Origin of the sequence: uncultured Draconibacterium sp. (genome assembly GCF_913060805.1) — a bacterium.
Taxonomy (GTDB): Bacteria; Bacteroidota; Bacteroidia; order Bacteroidales; family Prolixibacteraceae; genus Draconibacterium.
In genome coordinates this window covers 1-16,388 of record NZ_CAJXTC010000062.1, presented here as the reverse complement: position 1 = coordinate 16,388, position 16,388 = coordinate 1, and the positions used below count along the sequence as shown (strand labels likewise).

At 42.9% G+C, this 16,388-nt stretch carries 11 protein-coding genes; all 11 read right to left on the bottom strand.

All coding sequences use genetic code 11. The features are described from left to right. Positions 1-416 (bottom strand): mannonate dehydratase (uxuA, locus tag QZ576_RS21900; RefSeq protein ID WP_297101592.1); only part of this gene is annotated, 416 nt, incomplete at its 3' end. Between the two features lie 225 nt (positions 417-641). After that, positions 642-1,448, bottom strand: coding sequence for an SDR family oxidoreductase (locus tag QZ576_RS21895; RefSeq protein ID WP_297101590.1), 807 nt, complete (start codon positions 1,446-1,448; stop codon positions 642-644). A gap of 17 nt (positions 1,449-1,465) precedes the next feature. Beyond that, entirely contained in the window at positions 1,466-2,437 is a 972-nt protein-coding gene (locus QZ576_RS21890) for a glycoside hydrolase family 43 protein (RefSeq protein WP_297101588.1), read from the bottom strand. Positions 2,438-2,589: 152 nt separating this feature from the next. After that, entirely contained in the window at positions 2,590-3,735 is a 1,146-nt protein-coding gene (locus QZ576_RS21885; protein WP_297101587.1) for an endo-1,4-beta-xylanase, read from the bottom strand. A gap of 56 nt (positions 3,736-3,791) precedes the next feature. Beyond that, positions 3,792-5,246: an MFS transporter gene (locus QZ576_RS21880; RefSeq protein WP_297101585.1), complete on the bottom strand. Its 1,455-nt coding sequence runs from the start codon at positions 5,244-5,246 to the stop codon at positions 3,792-3,794. Positions 5,247-5,277: 31 nt separating this feature from the next. Further along, a complete protein-coding gene (locus QZ576_RS21875) occupies positions 5,278-7,203 on the bottom strand; it encodes a sialate O-acetylesterase (RefSeq protein WP_297101583.1) in 1,926 nt (641 codons plus the stop codon). Between the two features lie 12 nt (positions 7,204-7,215). Continuing rightward, complete coding sequence (locus tag QZ576_RS21870) at positions 7,216-8,439, bottom strand: dockerin-like protein (RefSeq protein WP_297101581.1); 1,224 nt, start codon at positions 8,437-8,439, stop codon at positions 7,216-7,218. Positions 8,440-8,621: 182 nt separating this feature from the next. Beyond that, positions 8,622-10,778, bottom strand: a complete 2,157-nt coding sequence (locus QZ576_RS21865) for an endo-1,4-beta-xylanase (RefSeq protein ID WP_297101579.1) — start codon at positions 10,776-10,778, stop codon at positions 8,622-8,624. Between the two features lie 20 nt (positions 10,779-10,798). Continuing rightward, positions 10,799-11,833: a DUF5627 domain-containing protein gene (locus QZ576_RS21860; protein WP_297101577.1), complete on the bottom strand. Its 1,035-nt coding sequence runs from the start codon at positions 11,831-11,833 to the stop codon at positions 10,799-10,801. 33 nt (positions 11,834-11,866) lie between these two features. Next, positions 11,867-13,645, bottom strand: coding sequence for a RagB/SusD family nutrient uptake outer membrane protein (locus QZ576_RS21855; protein ID WP_297101575.1), 1,779 nt, complete (start codon positions 13,643-13,645; stop codon positions 11,867-11,869). Positions 13,646-13,670: 25 nt separating this feature from the next. Next, a partial coding sequence (locus tag QZ576_RS21850; RefSeq protein ID WP_297101574.1) for a SusC/RagA family TonB-linked outer membrane protein occupies positions 13,671-16,388 on the bottom strand: 2,718 nt, incomplete at its 5' end.

Genomic DNA, 16,388 nt, shown 5'->3' with positions numbered 1-16,388 from the left:
TCGAAGGCCACAAAAGTGGGAAAATCAAAATACATCGATTCACCGCCATTTTTCAGTTTGAAATGCAGATCGGTTCGGGCCCAATCCAAAACCGGCATAAAATTGTAGCAAATGGTATCGATGCCACATTTACCAAGGTTTCGCACCGATTGCTGGTAATTGACAATTAAACGTTCGCGGTCGTTCGAACAGATTTTTATGCCCTCCGAAACCGGAAGACTCTCCACAACACTCCAACGCATGCCTCGTTTTTCTATGGCTGTTTTCACCTTCAGAATCTCTTCAACTGGCCACACTTCGCCATTCGGAATGTGATGCAGTGCGGTAACCACTCCTTCCACTCCCATTTGCTGCAAATCATCAAGCGTTACCAGGTCTTTTTCGCCAAACCAACGCCACGTTTTTTCTAAAGCCATTTTCCTTCTATTTACTTTTTATGAACAAACATCGAAACTGAAAACTATTTCTCGCAAATCATGTGGATTTGCGCCGATAAATTAGCTGAACGTTTAATTACATGCGCAAAATTTGCAAGCAGCTTTCAGCACATTAAAAATAACGAAAGTGGCAATACCCAAACAGGTATACCACTTTCGTTTTATTAATTACTTAAACAAATTAAATAGGATCGGGTTTAATTTTTAAACACCGCTAAACGAGCTAAAACCACCATCAACAGGAAGAATTACACCCGTGATGAATGATGCCGCATCGGAGCACAGAAACTGCACCGCTCCGTTTAGTTCTTTTATATCGCCAAATCGACCCATTGGTGTGCGGGCCAGTACTTTTTTGCTTCGCTCGGTGTAAGATCCGTCAGGGTTGATCAGCACATTCCGGTTCTGGTCGCCAATAAAAAAGCCCGGTGCAATAGAATTCACTCGCACCTTTTCACTAAACTTGGTCGCCATTTCCATGGCCATCCATTGCGTAAAAATATTAATGGCTGTTTTGGCTGTTGAATAACCCAAAACCCTTGTAATGGCCGAGTAAGTAGCCATCGACGAAATGGTAATGATACTTCCCTCTCCACGGTTTGCCATGGCCTCGCCAAATACCAAACTCGGGTAAACGGTTCCGTTCATATTCAAATCGTTCACGCGTTCGAAGTCCTCGATTTTCATATCAAAAACCGTCTGTTCTTCGGTTAAGGTAGCTCCCGGAAGATTTCCTCCGGCAGCGTTTATCAGTATATCGATCTGTCCCCATGTTTCGAGGATCATTTCGCGGGTTTGTTTTAACTCGCTCATGTCCAAAACACTCGACACAAAACCAACAACCTCGCCCCCAAGTTGTTTCAACTCTTCAACACGGTTATTTACATTTTCTTCGCGAATATCGAGAATAGCCACTTTAACGCCGGCCTCGATTAAACTACGGGCGATACTTCCCCCCAAAACGCCTCCTCCGCCGGTTACTATAGCAACCTTATCTTTCAAACTAAACATCTCGTTTCTTATTAAATTTATTCTGCTGTTCCTTCTATCGTAATAATTTTTCCTTCGGCATCGTACTCCATCTCCACAACTTTCATGCTGCGCAGCCAGGTTTTGCCATTTGAAGGTACACAATCGTGATGAAACAGGTACCATTTGCCCTTAAATTCAACAATTGAATGGTGTGTTGTCCAGCCCACAACCGGTGTTAAAATTACACCCTGGTAGGTAAACGGACCATAAGGATTGTCGCCAACAGCATAGCACAATTTGTGCGTGTTTCCGGTAGAATACGAAAAGTAATATTTACCGTTGTATTTGTGCACCCACGAAGCTTCGAAAAAACGTCGGTCGTGATCGCCGGCTTTTATCGGCTCACCGTTTTCATCCAGAATAACCAATGCTTTGGGTTCTTCGCCAAATTCCAACATATCGTCGCTTAGTTTAGCAATACGTGCCGGAAGAGCCTGCTCATCGTCGCCCGGTTCCTGGCCACATTCAATAGCTTTGTTATCGCGGTAACGCTGTAACTGGCCGCCCCAAAGGCCACCAAAATACATGTAATGGCTACCATCTTCATCCTCAAAAACACAAGGATCGATGGAATAACTTCCTTTCATCGGTGCCTCCTGCGGCACAAATGGCCCTTCAGGTTTATCGCTGATAGCCACACCAATGCGGAAAATATCAGTTTGGTCTTTCAGCGGAAAATAGAGGTAGTATTTTCCGTTTTTAAAGGCACAGTCGCTGTCCCACAACTGCCGGCCCGACCACGGAATGTCTTTCACATCAAGGGCCACGCCATGATCGGTAACTTCTCCGTCAATATCATCCATCGAAAAAACATGGTAATCGCGCATATCGAAATGGTCGCCCAAATCGTTTTCGGGAATGCCCGACTCAACATCGTGCGATGGGTAAATGTAGATTTTTCCGTTAAAAACGTGTACTGCCGGATCGGCAGTATAAAGATTGTCAACAAGGTATCGTGCTTTCTTCATTTTACTATAAATTTTGCTTTCTAAACATTGAAACTATTTCGTGTCGAGATTTGCTAAAAATATCCGGGAGATGACCTATTGTGCACCCCCCGGAGAAACTAACTAACTAACTAACTAACTAACTAACTAACTAACTACTTAAATCAAATATTTTATTTTTCAGAGTTGTTTGCCTCCTCAATTAATTTTGGGACTATACTTTTGGGCTGATAACTTCGATCGAACAACAACGGATAATCTGTACGTCCCGGAATAGGGAAGCCATTTTTCCAGGATGTCCCATCAGAAACTCCCCATAACGTTACCCGTGTAACTGCGTCAGAATGTTTTAGGAACAAACGGAAAAAATCAAGCATGCGGTTATCCCACAATTTCATTTCGTTCTCTGGTACTCCTTCGGTATATGGATTTAATTGTTGCTGGTATTCAAAACTGGTTGAAATATCTGCACCTACGTCACGATGCCTATTGGGTAAAATCGACATATCCAGTTCAGTTATCATTACCTTCATTCCTTCATTGGCATAGGCAACAATGGCTGCTTCGTAATCCTCGAGCGATGGGCTGTTCATTCCAATGTGCCCCTGCATTCCAATGCCGTCGATCCTGATTCCTTCTGCCTTTAAATCGCGTACCATCTGAACGATTGCGTCGCGTTTTCCAGGATACCATTCGTTGTAATCGTTGTAATACAATTCGGCGTCAGGATCAGCTTCATGTGCAAACTGGAAAGCCAGCTTGATAAAGTCGTCGCCAACAATTTGCAGGAATTTGCTGTTTCGCATACTTCCATCTTCCATAATGGCTTCGTTTACTACATCCCAGCCTTTAATTTTTCCTTTGTAACGACCAACTACCGTGTAAATATGTTCTTTCATGCGCTCGATCATTACTTCGCGCGAAACATCATTTCCTTCATCATCGGTAAAAAACCATCGTGGAGCCTGCGAATGCCAAATCAAACAATGGCCGGTTATCCATTTATCGTTAGCTACACCAAATTCTACAAACTGATCGGGAAGTTCAAAATTGTACTCGCCTTCTCTTGGATGAATCGGACCACTTTTCATGCAGTTTTCGGCAACAATTGCCTGAAACTGATTTTTAATTACCTCAACTCCGGCAGAATCTTTTCCGGTTATTTGCCATTCATTTAAAGCGGTTCCAATATAAAATTTACCTTCAAAAGCGTCTTTTAAAGTTGGTGTTTTTTTCGACTGCGTTGTTGTTCCGCTGTTACACGACACCAATATGCCCGCTAACAACAAGAATAAAACTAATACATTTCTATTTTTCATTTTTTTTGGTATTTATGGTTTAAAATATTTTTGCCAAAAGACGATATTGAGAGTTATTATTGTCTTCTTTCGATTAAATCTTTCTGTATCTGTACTTCTTTGCTTTTATTGATTTCGTAGAAGAACAGTAAGGCAACTCCGATTAAAAACGGGATAGACGGGTAAATACTTACCAGCATTTTTGCTCCCTGCGCCACACTTTCGGGCTGAACCAGTTCCTGACCGGCCACCGCAGCATCTTTCGATACGTAGCCGTACAAACCAAGAATCCAGGTAACAATAGCACCACCAATGGCCAATCCGGCTTTCAGTCCCACCATCATTGCTGAAAAGATTATAGCCGTTGCCCGGCGATTGTTAATCCACTCTGAATAGTCGGCAACATCGGCGATCATCGCCCAAAGAATTGGCGTTGTTACACCGTAGAAAAACATATGCAATGCCTGCGCTAAAAACATCAAGCGAACATCCTCGGGCTTGTAAAAAATGAATGATGCAATAAACAGGGTGGCAATGAATAAAGTAGAACCAAACACATCACGTTTTCCAAATTTATCCGCCAGTTTTCTTGACACCGCAATACCGATCATTGAGAAAATGATTCCTCCGGCGTTGAATAATCCAAAACCTGCTGATGCTATATCCGACTCAAAAAAGTTCAATCCTATTGCCGAAAGCGAATCTAAAATTGGCTGGATAAAACTTTGCAAAGCCGCCTCATCAACGTAATTATTGAAATAGTAAACGTACGATCCACCTTTCATGGCCAGCGTAACAAATACCAATATTGTTAGCGTTAACATGATGATCCACGGACGGTTTTTGAATAAATCTCTCAGGTCTTCTTTTAAACTTGCTTGTTGCTCGGGACGAGGAACCACGCGCTCTTTTGTGGTCAGGAAAGTGATCAGCAAAAGGACGGTACCAATGATGGCCATCCATGTCATTACCGATTCAATTCCGGCCGCTTTATCGCCATTTCCCACATGTAAAATGATGGGCAACATAAATACCTGCACAAAAAACTGTGCAAACATTACCGCCGCAAAACGATACGACGAAAGGCTGTTTCGCTCCGACATATCGCCGGTTAGCACGCCACTTAATGCCGAATAAGGCAGGTTACTTGCCGCGTAAGCCAGCAGCAACAAAGTGTAAGTTCCGGCGGCGTAAATCAGCTTTCCTTTGTACGAAAAATCGGGTGTTGTAAATGCCAGCAAAGCAATTACACCCAGCGGAATGGCCGTAAACAAAATCCAGGGGCGAAATTTTCCCCAGCGCGAATGCGTTCGGTCGGCCAAAGCACCAATAATCGGGTTAAAAGCAAAAGCTGCTACCAGTCCTACCACCAGCATAATTACTGATGCGTGTTCGTTCTGCAATCCATAAATGTCAGTATAGAAAAACGCCAGGAAAGTAACCAGGGTTTGAAACACCAGGTTGGCAGCCAGGTCGCCGAGGCTGTATCCTATTTTTTCCAGTACCGAAACTTTCTGTGAGTTCGATTTCATTTGAATTTTTTTAATTTATAATTTCTTCGATTTAGTCTTCAGTTGTAAAAGGCGATGCGGGCAGGTTTTCTTTATTTTTCAGGTTCGATCCGGCCGGGTTTCCATCCCAGGCATAACGAACTGCCACCGGTTCTTCTATTTTTCTACTCCAAACCTTAACAGTGTTTTTGCTCATCACCACGGCATTTGCCCATACAAACTCGCCATCCTCTCCTGCTATTTGGAATCCTTCGAGTTTACTGTTTGCAAATAATCCCGAGCCGACAGACGAGAAGGTGAGCAAAATACTTCCATCTTCTGCTTCCATTGATTCGTAAAGCGGACCAGCACTAACTAGCTCATCATTTCCGTATGCCACTCTTTCGGCCTCCAGAGCCAAACGACGAGCTACTTCTTTTTTGTTGAGCGGATGAATGTCGTTCCATTCGCCAATATCAAAAGCTACTGCCATTCCGGTGTTTGGAAGTTCCAGTGCACGGCGTTGTGCATCGCGGGTTTCGGCCCAGCCGTTTTCAACAGGCTGTTTATTCGGAAGCCCAAGATTTGCCAATTGCACAAACAGAAACGGCAAAGCAGGTTTATCCAGCTGGTCTCTCCAATCCACAATCAGGTCTTTAAATAACTGACGATATTGAAAGCCACGACCGGCGTTTGTTTCTCCCTGATACCAGATCACTCCTTTAACGGTGTATTTTTTCATTGGGTTTATCAGCGAATTGTACAAACCTCCCGGACGAAATCCGAGGCCTCCAAAATTTGTTCTCGGAGGATTTAACTCTGCTCCAATATGGTATTTCCAGTCGCCGGTAATATCGATCACTTCATTTCCAACACGCACTTCGTAAGGTTTTTCTTCTGCAAAACCACCTCGTCCGCCCTGGTTAAATACACGCACCATTACTTTGTTTGTGCCTGCTTTTAAAACGCCTTCCGGAATGGTATAAATTCGTGGCGGATACTGGTAAGTAATGTTGCCCACAAAAGTTCCGTTTACAAAAGCCGAGTCGCTGTCGATAATACGCCCCAAACGTAAAATGGCTTCTTCTCCGGCCAACGATTCATCCAATTCAAATTCCTTGTAAAACCATATTGAACCGTTCCAAAAGTTAACACCTTTGTCTGTCCAGTATCCCGGCAAAGAAATCTGTGGCCAGTCGGAAACATCCACATCATCTTTCGACCATTTTCCTGCTCCGGGATCATTTTTGTTAACTTCGGCACCCCAATTGTATCTTTTTATCTCTCCATGCTCTTCAATGTAGGCTGCGCGCATCGAGTCAATCTTTTCACCTTGCTCTAACCATTCGTCAAGGAATGGTGTTACTTTGTTTTTACTTAACCAGGCCTCGGCCGGCGAGCCGCCAATTGCGGTGCTGATTATGCCCACCGGAACATCTTGACTTTGATGAATCTTGTCGGCAAAAAACCAAGCTACAGCCGAAAATTCCATGATATTTTCAGGTGTTGATGACAGCCACTTTCCATCGGGATAATCCGCTTTTTCGCTCTCAGCATTTTCGCGTGTTGAAGAACGGAAAAGGCGAATCTGGTCGGTATTTATTTTCAAAATCTCATCGGCATACAAATCCATTACACGGCGCAGTTGTAACTCCATATTCGACTGCCCCGAAGCCAGCCAAACATCGCCAACCAAAATATCGTTTAGCACCACATCGTTTATGGTCATGGAATACGGACCACCGGCAGCCATTGCGTTTAGCTCAAGCTGCCAGTTTCCGTTCCTGTCTGCCCTGATTTTAAATATATCTCCTAAAAATTCTATTTCAATCTTTTCACCGGCATCAGCCCACCCCCAAATAGTAACCGGCTCGTTACGCTGAAGCACCATTCCATTACTTACCAATTTAGGCAACTTCAACGAAGCCATTGATTCACCACCTAAAGCAAATATTAATAACAAGAAAACTAGTGAGCAAAACGCTTTATTCTTTTTCATCAGTCCTGTATTTTATTCCGTTCCATCAGTCCACCAATCAATCCATTTATAATAATCCACCTCAGAGAAAGGGTGAATGGCCACATTGGTATTTACGGTATCGTTATCCAGCAGAAATTTATCGATAAAAGCCTCCACCTCGGGGCGTTGTACATCGGGCAACTGACAATGCGGATGATTGGCAACAATTGAGAATCCAAACCGGTCGGCAATTCCAAACGTTTCCCAAACCTTTTTTGCAGCCTGGCACGAGACATATCCTGATTCATCAGCCAGCCACTCGTAATCCGGGTTTCCGAGTACAAGCAAGGCACGCGGTGCCACCATCGCCATCAACTCATGATGATCGAAAGGCAGTTTCGACACATCATTGGCAAACTGAAACATACTTTCCATAAACCAAACATTATTGGTTCGCCCCAGGGTTTCCACCTCGCCAAGTGTTTCAGAAACGCGCCAGGCAGCCGCTCCTCCTCCACCTGATTCCTGAGCAATTGTAAGCGCAATACGCTCGTCGAAAGCACCTGAAAAGAGTGCCATCTTTCCGGCAAAAGAGCAACCAGTAATGGCAAGGTGTTCTATATCGATTGGTAATTCATCAGTCACCAGCTCCAATCCGTCGATCAGGCGGCTAACACCCCACGGCCAGGCAGCATACGATCCCATATACGCAAGATCGGGGTATAATTTATTGATAGGCTCGTTACCACGTTTTTGTTGCCAGGCAACAACCTGACCAAAATCGTAGGTAATTTGAACAATATTTTTTTCAGAGAAGAGGTCGACAGGCAAACTTCCCGAACTTCGTCCGATACCAATTACAGCAGGGAACGGACCTTTGCCATCGGGTAAAATAATACCTGATTTTAATGTTAATGTGTTTCCGTTTACGGTGATATTTACCGTAAGTGTATCGTTTTCAAAATTGGCTGAGATTGAATCGGGGCGACCAGGCTTGGGACCGATTTCATAATGTTGAATTTCGGCAGCTATTTCGTTGCGGCGTTTGCTCCAGTCACTGAATTTTGTAGAACGCCCGCTGCCATCCGACCACGCAAAAGGATCGGTTAAACTTTCTATAACCGGCAGTTCATCCAGACTGGGCAGCACCGGTTTCTCAAATTTCTTTTCTCTGTTTTCTACACTATATGCTTTGGGGATCGGTTGTCGTTGGCTGCACGAAAGAATTGCAAAACAGCAACACAAGACAAGTATTAGTTGGGTTATGGGTTTCATGTCGTTTCAGGTTTCTTTAATTAGTTAATGTTTTAATTTCGTTCAAAAGCGAGTAGTTTTTTAGCTGGATTGTTCTTTATCAAGACTCCTAAACATTCATCAAATCTGAAAATCTTAAAAACAAGTAAAAGAGACTGTCTACATTAAGACAGTCCCTTTACCTAAACTAAACCTATGCGATACTATTCACCAGACAGGCCATCTGCAAATCCGGCATAAGCCGGTTTTCTATAGTAACTTTCATTCCATAAACCAATAGGTTCTCCTGCTCTCCATGAAGAGTCGTCCGGACTATCAAGCGGACTCCAGGCAGTTATACCATATTGCTGACTTGCCGGGATCAATTCCAGGTACTTTTCAACAACAAACTGATACATCTCTGCCTGAGCTTGCAGGTCTTCCTCGGTTGCATTTGCTGTTTTTACTCCATCTGCAATCCCCATATCAAGTTCTGATATTTTTATCAGTTTTCCGGTAGCAGCCAGCAGGTTAAACATTTCCACAATTTTATCCTTATCAGAGGTGGTGTTAATGTGCATCTGTGTACCAATTCCATCAACACGAGCACCTTGTTCTTCGATATATTGAACGTAAGCAATTAAACCTTTACATTTATCAATGTTATATTCCAGGTTATAATCATTAATGAATAATTTGTCGTCAGTATCTCCGTATTGTGCTGCCAAATTGAAAGCCATAACGGCATAGTCTTTACCGAGGTAATCTTGCCAGTAGAATTCATCAGCAGCCATATCTGTTTTACCAACACCGGTTTTCAATTCATACGGGTTGCCATCATCCATTGGTTCATTCACCACGTCCCAGGCTTTTACATATCCGTTGGTAACTTCCAGCATTCCGGCAATCCAGTTATCCAATGCCCAGGTAAGGGTATCTGCCTTTTCTTCTGGTGTCAGTGGAATTGTATTTCCCGACTCCTCAATCTCCCAAACGATGTCATCAAAATAATAGGTATTGGCTTCTGCAAAAACTGAAAGATTAAAAGCTATTGTGTTCATACCATTATCTCCTGCCTGTTCGGCTGAAATGACTCCTGAATTTGTATATTCCTGCCATTCGGTAGTAACTGCCGGGCTACCAACCATAGACCAATGTAAATAGCCCCCCGGGTTATTATGCGCCTGAGATTCGATGGTAGCTGGCTTATCCGCTTTAACCTTCATGCTGAACCGATAAGCCTGACCTGCCATCAGTTGCATGGGTGCTTTTACAAAAAACTGGGTATCCCATGGGTTAGCGGGGTTATCTCCCGACTTAACAACAATCGCTCTTCCCACATCGTCAGCTCCTGTTCCACCAGCACCAATTGTTGCAGGATCTGGGCCGACAGATACTTCTGTAGCGAAAAAGCTGGAAACATCATCACCTTCAACATCGCTGTTGGTTACCAGGTTTGTCCACCACGTAGCCGGCCCGGCTGCAACAGGTTCAACCCCAAAGGTGTAAGCATGCCAGCCTGGTTTTCCCCATCCACTTAAATCTTCCTCATCGAAAGCTCCATTTAAAATTAAATTCTCTTCAGAACCACTTGCGGTAAGAACCATGTCATCAAAATAAAGATCACCTCCAAATGTTCCGAAACAAAATTGTAATCTGGTAGCATCCATTGTTGGTGTAAATGTAACCGAAACATCGCCCCAGCTTTCTCCAAATGCGATGTCCGGACCGTAATTGGTTGATGAACCATCAGTTCGCCAAAACCCCACCGTAAATGCACTTGAGGCTTTTGCACGCATTTTTAATGTATATTCCACTCCCTGTGTCAATGGCGTAGGTAGTGTGTATTCAAGCTGCCAATCCCAGATGTTAGTGTTCGCATTGGGTGTATTAGCATGCAAAGCGTTGTTTGCATCATCAGGATCAATTTCAATTTCCCTATCAGCAATAATACTGTTAAGATATTCCGCATTTTGGTTGGCATGCCATGCAAGTGTGTGTCCGTAAATGGTAATACCAGCTTCTTCAGTAGCGGCCATAAATTTTTCCACTCCTGAAAAGTCCATAGTTCCGTTGTTCTGCACAATTGCACCGTGCTTCATCGCATACCCCGCTGTAACTTCGTCGAAATTTGAACTGATATGACTATAAACCAATCCTTTTTCGTTGAAAGCGTTTAGCGAAACTCCTGCTCCCAATTTAAAATCGGGGCTGGCGTTTCTGTCAACATATGATTTCAACACATCGTATTCATTCAAATACTCCAGTTGTGCAAGACTTTCCGGTTTATCGACTCTATAATCGAGTAAACTATCTTCAACGCAGGATGCCATAAAAAGAACAGATAGGGCACCCAGCAAAAGTTTATTTATGTATTTCATCTTCATCTTAATTTAAGCGATTAGTTTACATTATATGATGGTGAAAATGTTTCCATCGCAACACCGCGGTCGCGAACAACCAGGATATCACTTGTTGCATAGCTTTTGCTTCCCATCTCAATGGTGTAATCCAGATAAAGCCCGTTACGATCTTCGTTGCCCCAGCTGTTTTTCTCGCCATCGATAACAAAAGAACCACTACCCGATGCAGTAAATCCTTCAGTAGTAGAAGAAATAGTACAAGCATTCTGATCATCAAAAGTGAGCAACAAAGTACATGTTACATTTTCACCATTTTCGTCAACAAGCGGAACTGGGAATTCAACTGTGTTTAAAGAAGCAGTATTTAATGCTACCACTTCATCATCTTCAACATACTCGGCTTCGCGTGTAACAGTGCTGGTTTCTCCGTCTTCGGTAATTACATCCTCGCCACGGCGCAGGTAGTTACCGTGCCATGGATTGATAAATTTCACACAATAAAGTACATAGTCTTTAGGTAAAACATCCCAGTCGGTATCATTTCCTCTAACAGCTCCGTCAAACTTTGGTACTCCAGATAAAATTGAATCTGCATTTACCACCTCTGTCATTCGCAATGGAATAACATAGGTATTTTTAAGTGCATCCGAATCGGCAAAAAATGCATCAGTAAGTTGTACTTCAACGCCATCGAGTAAGGTTTTATCCAAATAGATCTTATCGGCCGCCAACGAATAGTAATTAGTTGGCATAGCCTGAACCGGCATTGTAAATTCTGTATCGAAATACAGATTGTGGCACAAGTTATTGTCGACAGTTAAATCGATACCAATGCTTTGATCGTTAGAATACACCCCCCCCATGGTTGCGTATATCTCACATTTATGTTCGTTATCCAGCGTATTATCGATTATATCTTCGCCAAGTACAATAGTTCTTACCGGATATTGATAGGCAAAATAAACGGTGCTGTAGTCAAAATCCGGGAACTCCACATCCTGATTTTCGCAAGAAGTGAATAGCATTGCAAATATTCCGGCTGACACTATCATTAAAAATTTAATCTGTTTCATATCTTTCAATATTTTCAATTAATATTCAGAAAATTACCAACCTGCATTTTGTTCCAGGTTACTCCATTTCTGTAATTCACCGTAAGGTATTGGTCCATAATACATGTAATCGGCATAATTTCTCGATTCCACATCAATCGGAGAATAAGTATATGTACCATTCGGATCATCGATTTGAATACCACGTGCTGTTTCGTTGAGGTTTGCCACGTTCCAACGACGTAAGTCCCAGAAGCGCTGATTTTCGAAACAAAGTTCGATACGACGTTCGTTCCTTATCAATTCGCGCATTGCATCTTGGTCGCCTTTAACCGATTCAAGGTAAGCATCGTTGTTATCCAAGCCAATTCCGGCCCTTTCGCGAATGGCTTTTATAACATCATAGGCAGAATAAGAGTTTCCGCCATTTCCTGTTGGTCCCCAAGCTTCGTTTGCTGCCTCGGCATAGGCAAGAAATATTTCGGTGTAACGTATACGTGCAGAATAGTGTTTTTGATCGGTATCGAATTCTGGATTTGGGTTACAATCATAACGCAACAGCTTGCGCAAGTAGTAACCTGTACGGGTTGATAATCCGTTTTCTTTGTTAATTCCATCATTGTTATCGCTATAAGTGCCGGTAACAATTACATCGCTGTTTGGTCCTTGTGTGCTTTCGTTTACCACAATATAGTCATTCAATCGTGGGTCGCGGTTTGCATATGGATTTGCAGGATCATAACTGCTCGAAGGATCAGTAATTGGATAACCGTCAACAGTTGGGAATGCATCAACCAGATTTTGGGTAGGATTTACACGTCCGTTACCATATAACGACGGAGGGAAGTTATCGCTTTCTAGGTCGTTATTCTGACCGATATCACCTCTCCAAATAATTTCGGGAGGAGCTACACCTGAAGCCAAACCTTCAATTTCGCTGATATTTGCGTACCAGGTATTTCCATCGGCAGCCAAACCATTTGGCCCGCCAACACGGTCGAGTACATCGGCGGCAAAGTTAGCAGCATCTTCCCAAGATACGGTTGTTCCGGTGTTGTAGGCCGGACTTGCAGCCAGCAAGGCAGCTTGTGCACGAACCGCTTCAACAATACGTCCGGTAATACGTCCACGCATATGGTTACCGTTCACACGGTTATAATCTCCGGCATTGGTAACTCCCAGTGACTGGTATTTTGATGGAATTTCGCCATCAGAAATATCGCCAAAGTCTAATGGCAAAAGATCCATTGCCGTATTTGCATCAGCGATAATCTGATCAATACATTCCTGGAATGTATTACGTGGCAAATTAAAGTCTGACTCCGCTGTTTCGGGTTCGGTAACAATTGGTACACCTAACAGTTCTCCACCTGCAGTCCAACCACCGTGAGCTTTCAAAAGTGCTAACATTTGTACAGCTCTCAGCGCATAAGCCTCTCCTTTCAAACGGTCGTTATACATCGTATTGATCACTTCTTCTTTACTCCAGACTACCTGGTCGGTATTGGCCAAAAACAAGTTAATGTATTGTATTGCATTTCTTCTGCCTTGCCATTGCGACATTGGGTTAGTACTTGCTGTCCACGAACCGGTAGCCATGGCCAGGTAGTCGTTTCCATTATCGTTGGTTACTGCATCATCTGTTGCCACATCGCTATTTGGAGTCGAAGAGTAGGGCAATAATATGTATGCATTGGCCAGAATACCTTGTGCATAGGTTGGTTCATTATACATCGCGTCAAGTCCCCTATTGTTCTCCAAAGCCGGCTCGAACATATCGTCGCAGGCGGTGAACAGAAGTACAAGAACCACTAATTTTATAATATTCTTCATCGTTAAAATTCTTTAGTGTTACTTATTAGAATGTGGCCTTTAAACCAATGTTAAAGAATCGCGTTTGCGGAGCACTGTCAAATTCCAGTTCCAGGATATCTTTTTCCTTTGAAATAGTTAACAGGTTAGCTCCACTTACGTACGTTGAGATGTTTTCGAACAGACTGTTTTGAATCAGGCTTTTTGGCAGATCGTAAGTGATCTGTACTTTCGCCAAATTAAAACGGTCGGTTTTGTACATCCAGTAATCAGAATTGCGGAAATTGTTACTTCCACTTTCTGTTGTTAATCGCGGATAAGTTGCTGTAGCTTTTGTTTCTTCCGTCCAGCGGTCAAGCACTACTTCCGAGTATTTTCTATCGCCGTAAACCCAGTGGTACGCGTCATCTTTCATAGCATAAGCACCATAATTACCGGTACCCAGAGCAAAGAATGTAAAGCCTTTATATTTTGCTGTAAAGTTTACACCCAAAGTTAGTGGCGCTCCACTCCATCCGGCGCGGCCAAGGTAAACTTGGTCTTTATCATCGATAATATTATCACCGTTTTGATCCACATATTTGATGTCGCCGGGTTTAACCGTTCCACCAAATTTCTGTTCTGGAGAACTGGCAACTTCTTCAGCACTCTGGAATAAACCTGCACTTTCCAATCCCCAAATTCCATCAATTGCTAAACCTTCGCGGTACTGATAACCGTACTCGTAATTTTCGTCGCGTTGTGTAGCTTCAGTGGTATAATAAATTCCTGAAACACCCAACGTAAGATCTACTTCGCCAACCTGCTTGTTTACATTTACGTTAAAGTCGAATCCAACTCGTTTATCGTTATTGAAGTTTACATTAGGAATAAACGAGGCATCAGGCCACCAGGTAAAGAAATAGTTTGGGAAAATGGTTGATGGCTCAATCAACAATCCTTCGGTAGAGTTGATAAAGAACGAAGTGTTAACCGTTAAAAGTTTTTCCCAAAGCGAAGCCATTAAAGTAGCCGATACTTCTTTACGTTTTACAAAGTCCAATTCTTCATTTCCACCACGTAGCGAGTTAGTTGAGCGCTCCGATGCACCATCGTACCATCCCCACCATGCACCGTTTGACTGCGTGTAGGTAGCTTCGTACATATAAAAGTTCTCAATATCGAGGTCTGAATTCAGGATACTTCCCGACACGTTCAGGCTCAGTTCATCAAATACCGATGAGTTGGCCATAAAATCCTCTTCACTTATTTTCCATCCTAAACTTACAGTTGGAGACAGTGCCTGGCGGTTACCTTCGGGCAGTTTTGCCGAGTGGATTACCGATGCACTAAAATCAGCATAGTACTTTTTCTTGTAATTGTAGCCCAACTGCAAACCGGCATTTGCGCTGCTTGTGCGGTGATATTGACCAGAGTTTGTAATTTGATAACCTGATGCAATTAACATCGCATTCAGGTTGTGGTCTGCATTAAACGTTTTGTCGTAGGTAAAATACCCTGAAAACGCAATAGTTTGGTTGCTGGTACTTCCTACAACGTTTTGCTGACCTGATTTTTCATCATTATTATACTTCGTTATGCCGGCAATAACATCGGTACCGTTATAATCGTACCAGCTCGGTGCATACACTGCATAATAGTTGTTATATGATGTGCTGTACGAAGTAGCATAATCAACAGCAAACTGTGTGTGGAATTTTAATCCTTCAGTGATTCCTCTCAGATCAAAATCCAAACCGGTATCAAACTGAAACTGTCGGCTTGTCCATTTGCTGTATCCGCCAGCATAATAATCGGCAAATACATTGGTTTGATCCACCTGGGTCCCTCCAAGGAAATACTGACCTCCAATAATGTTTTCGCTTCCGTTTACCAAATTCCACGATTGCTGATTATTTTGATCGATATAACTTAATGGAATTAAAGGTGAAACACGGTTAGGACGCATTCTTGCCGCATAGGTCCAATAATTATCCGGATTATTGTCATCATCAAAAGGATCGTTATCATTATCCGGATCACTATCTGTGGCATTTGCACTTCTTGAATTATAGAAAGTCGCATTTGTATTGATGTAGGCACTGATAAAATCATTCAAATTCAAATCGATGTTACCGCGGATATTCAGGCGGTCGGTATAATTATCAGCCGCTTCCCCAAAGTCAAAAACATCACCCTGACGGTAGTAGCCGATATTGGTATAAAACTTAGCCCGTTCGTTACCACCCAAAATTTCAGTAGAAACATCGGTACGGTTGTAGTACGACTTTAAATAATCTGATGAATAGAAATCCACATTCGGATAGCGATAAGGATTGCTTCCCGATGCATAATTGTAAATTTCTTCATCGCTGTATAAAGGCGATTGGCCGTCGTTTACTCGTGCTTCGTTAAATAGTGTCATGTATTGTGCCGACCCTAAATAAGAAGGATTGCTTTTTGATACATGGAAACCAGTGTTTGCTCGCACATTAATTTCAAGTGGTGTGTTTTTACCTCGTTTTGTAGTAATTAAAATGGCACCTTTTGCAGCACGGCTACCATATAGCACAACCGCAGCAGCCGATTTCAGGAAAGTGATCTGCTCAATCTCGGTTGGCAGCACATTATTTGCCGCACGTGGTATTCCGTCAACCAGCACTAGGTAGTCGCCCATACCCCACAGCGCATTACCGGTGAAACCACCGATGTAGCCCTGCATATTGTCTAAACTATAGGTATTATAGTTCTTTTTGGTTAATTCTTCGAGATCAACCACCGAAAC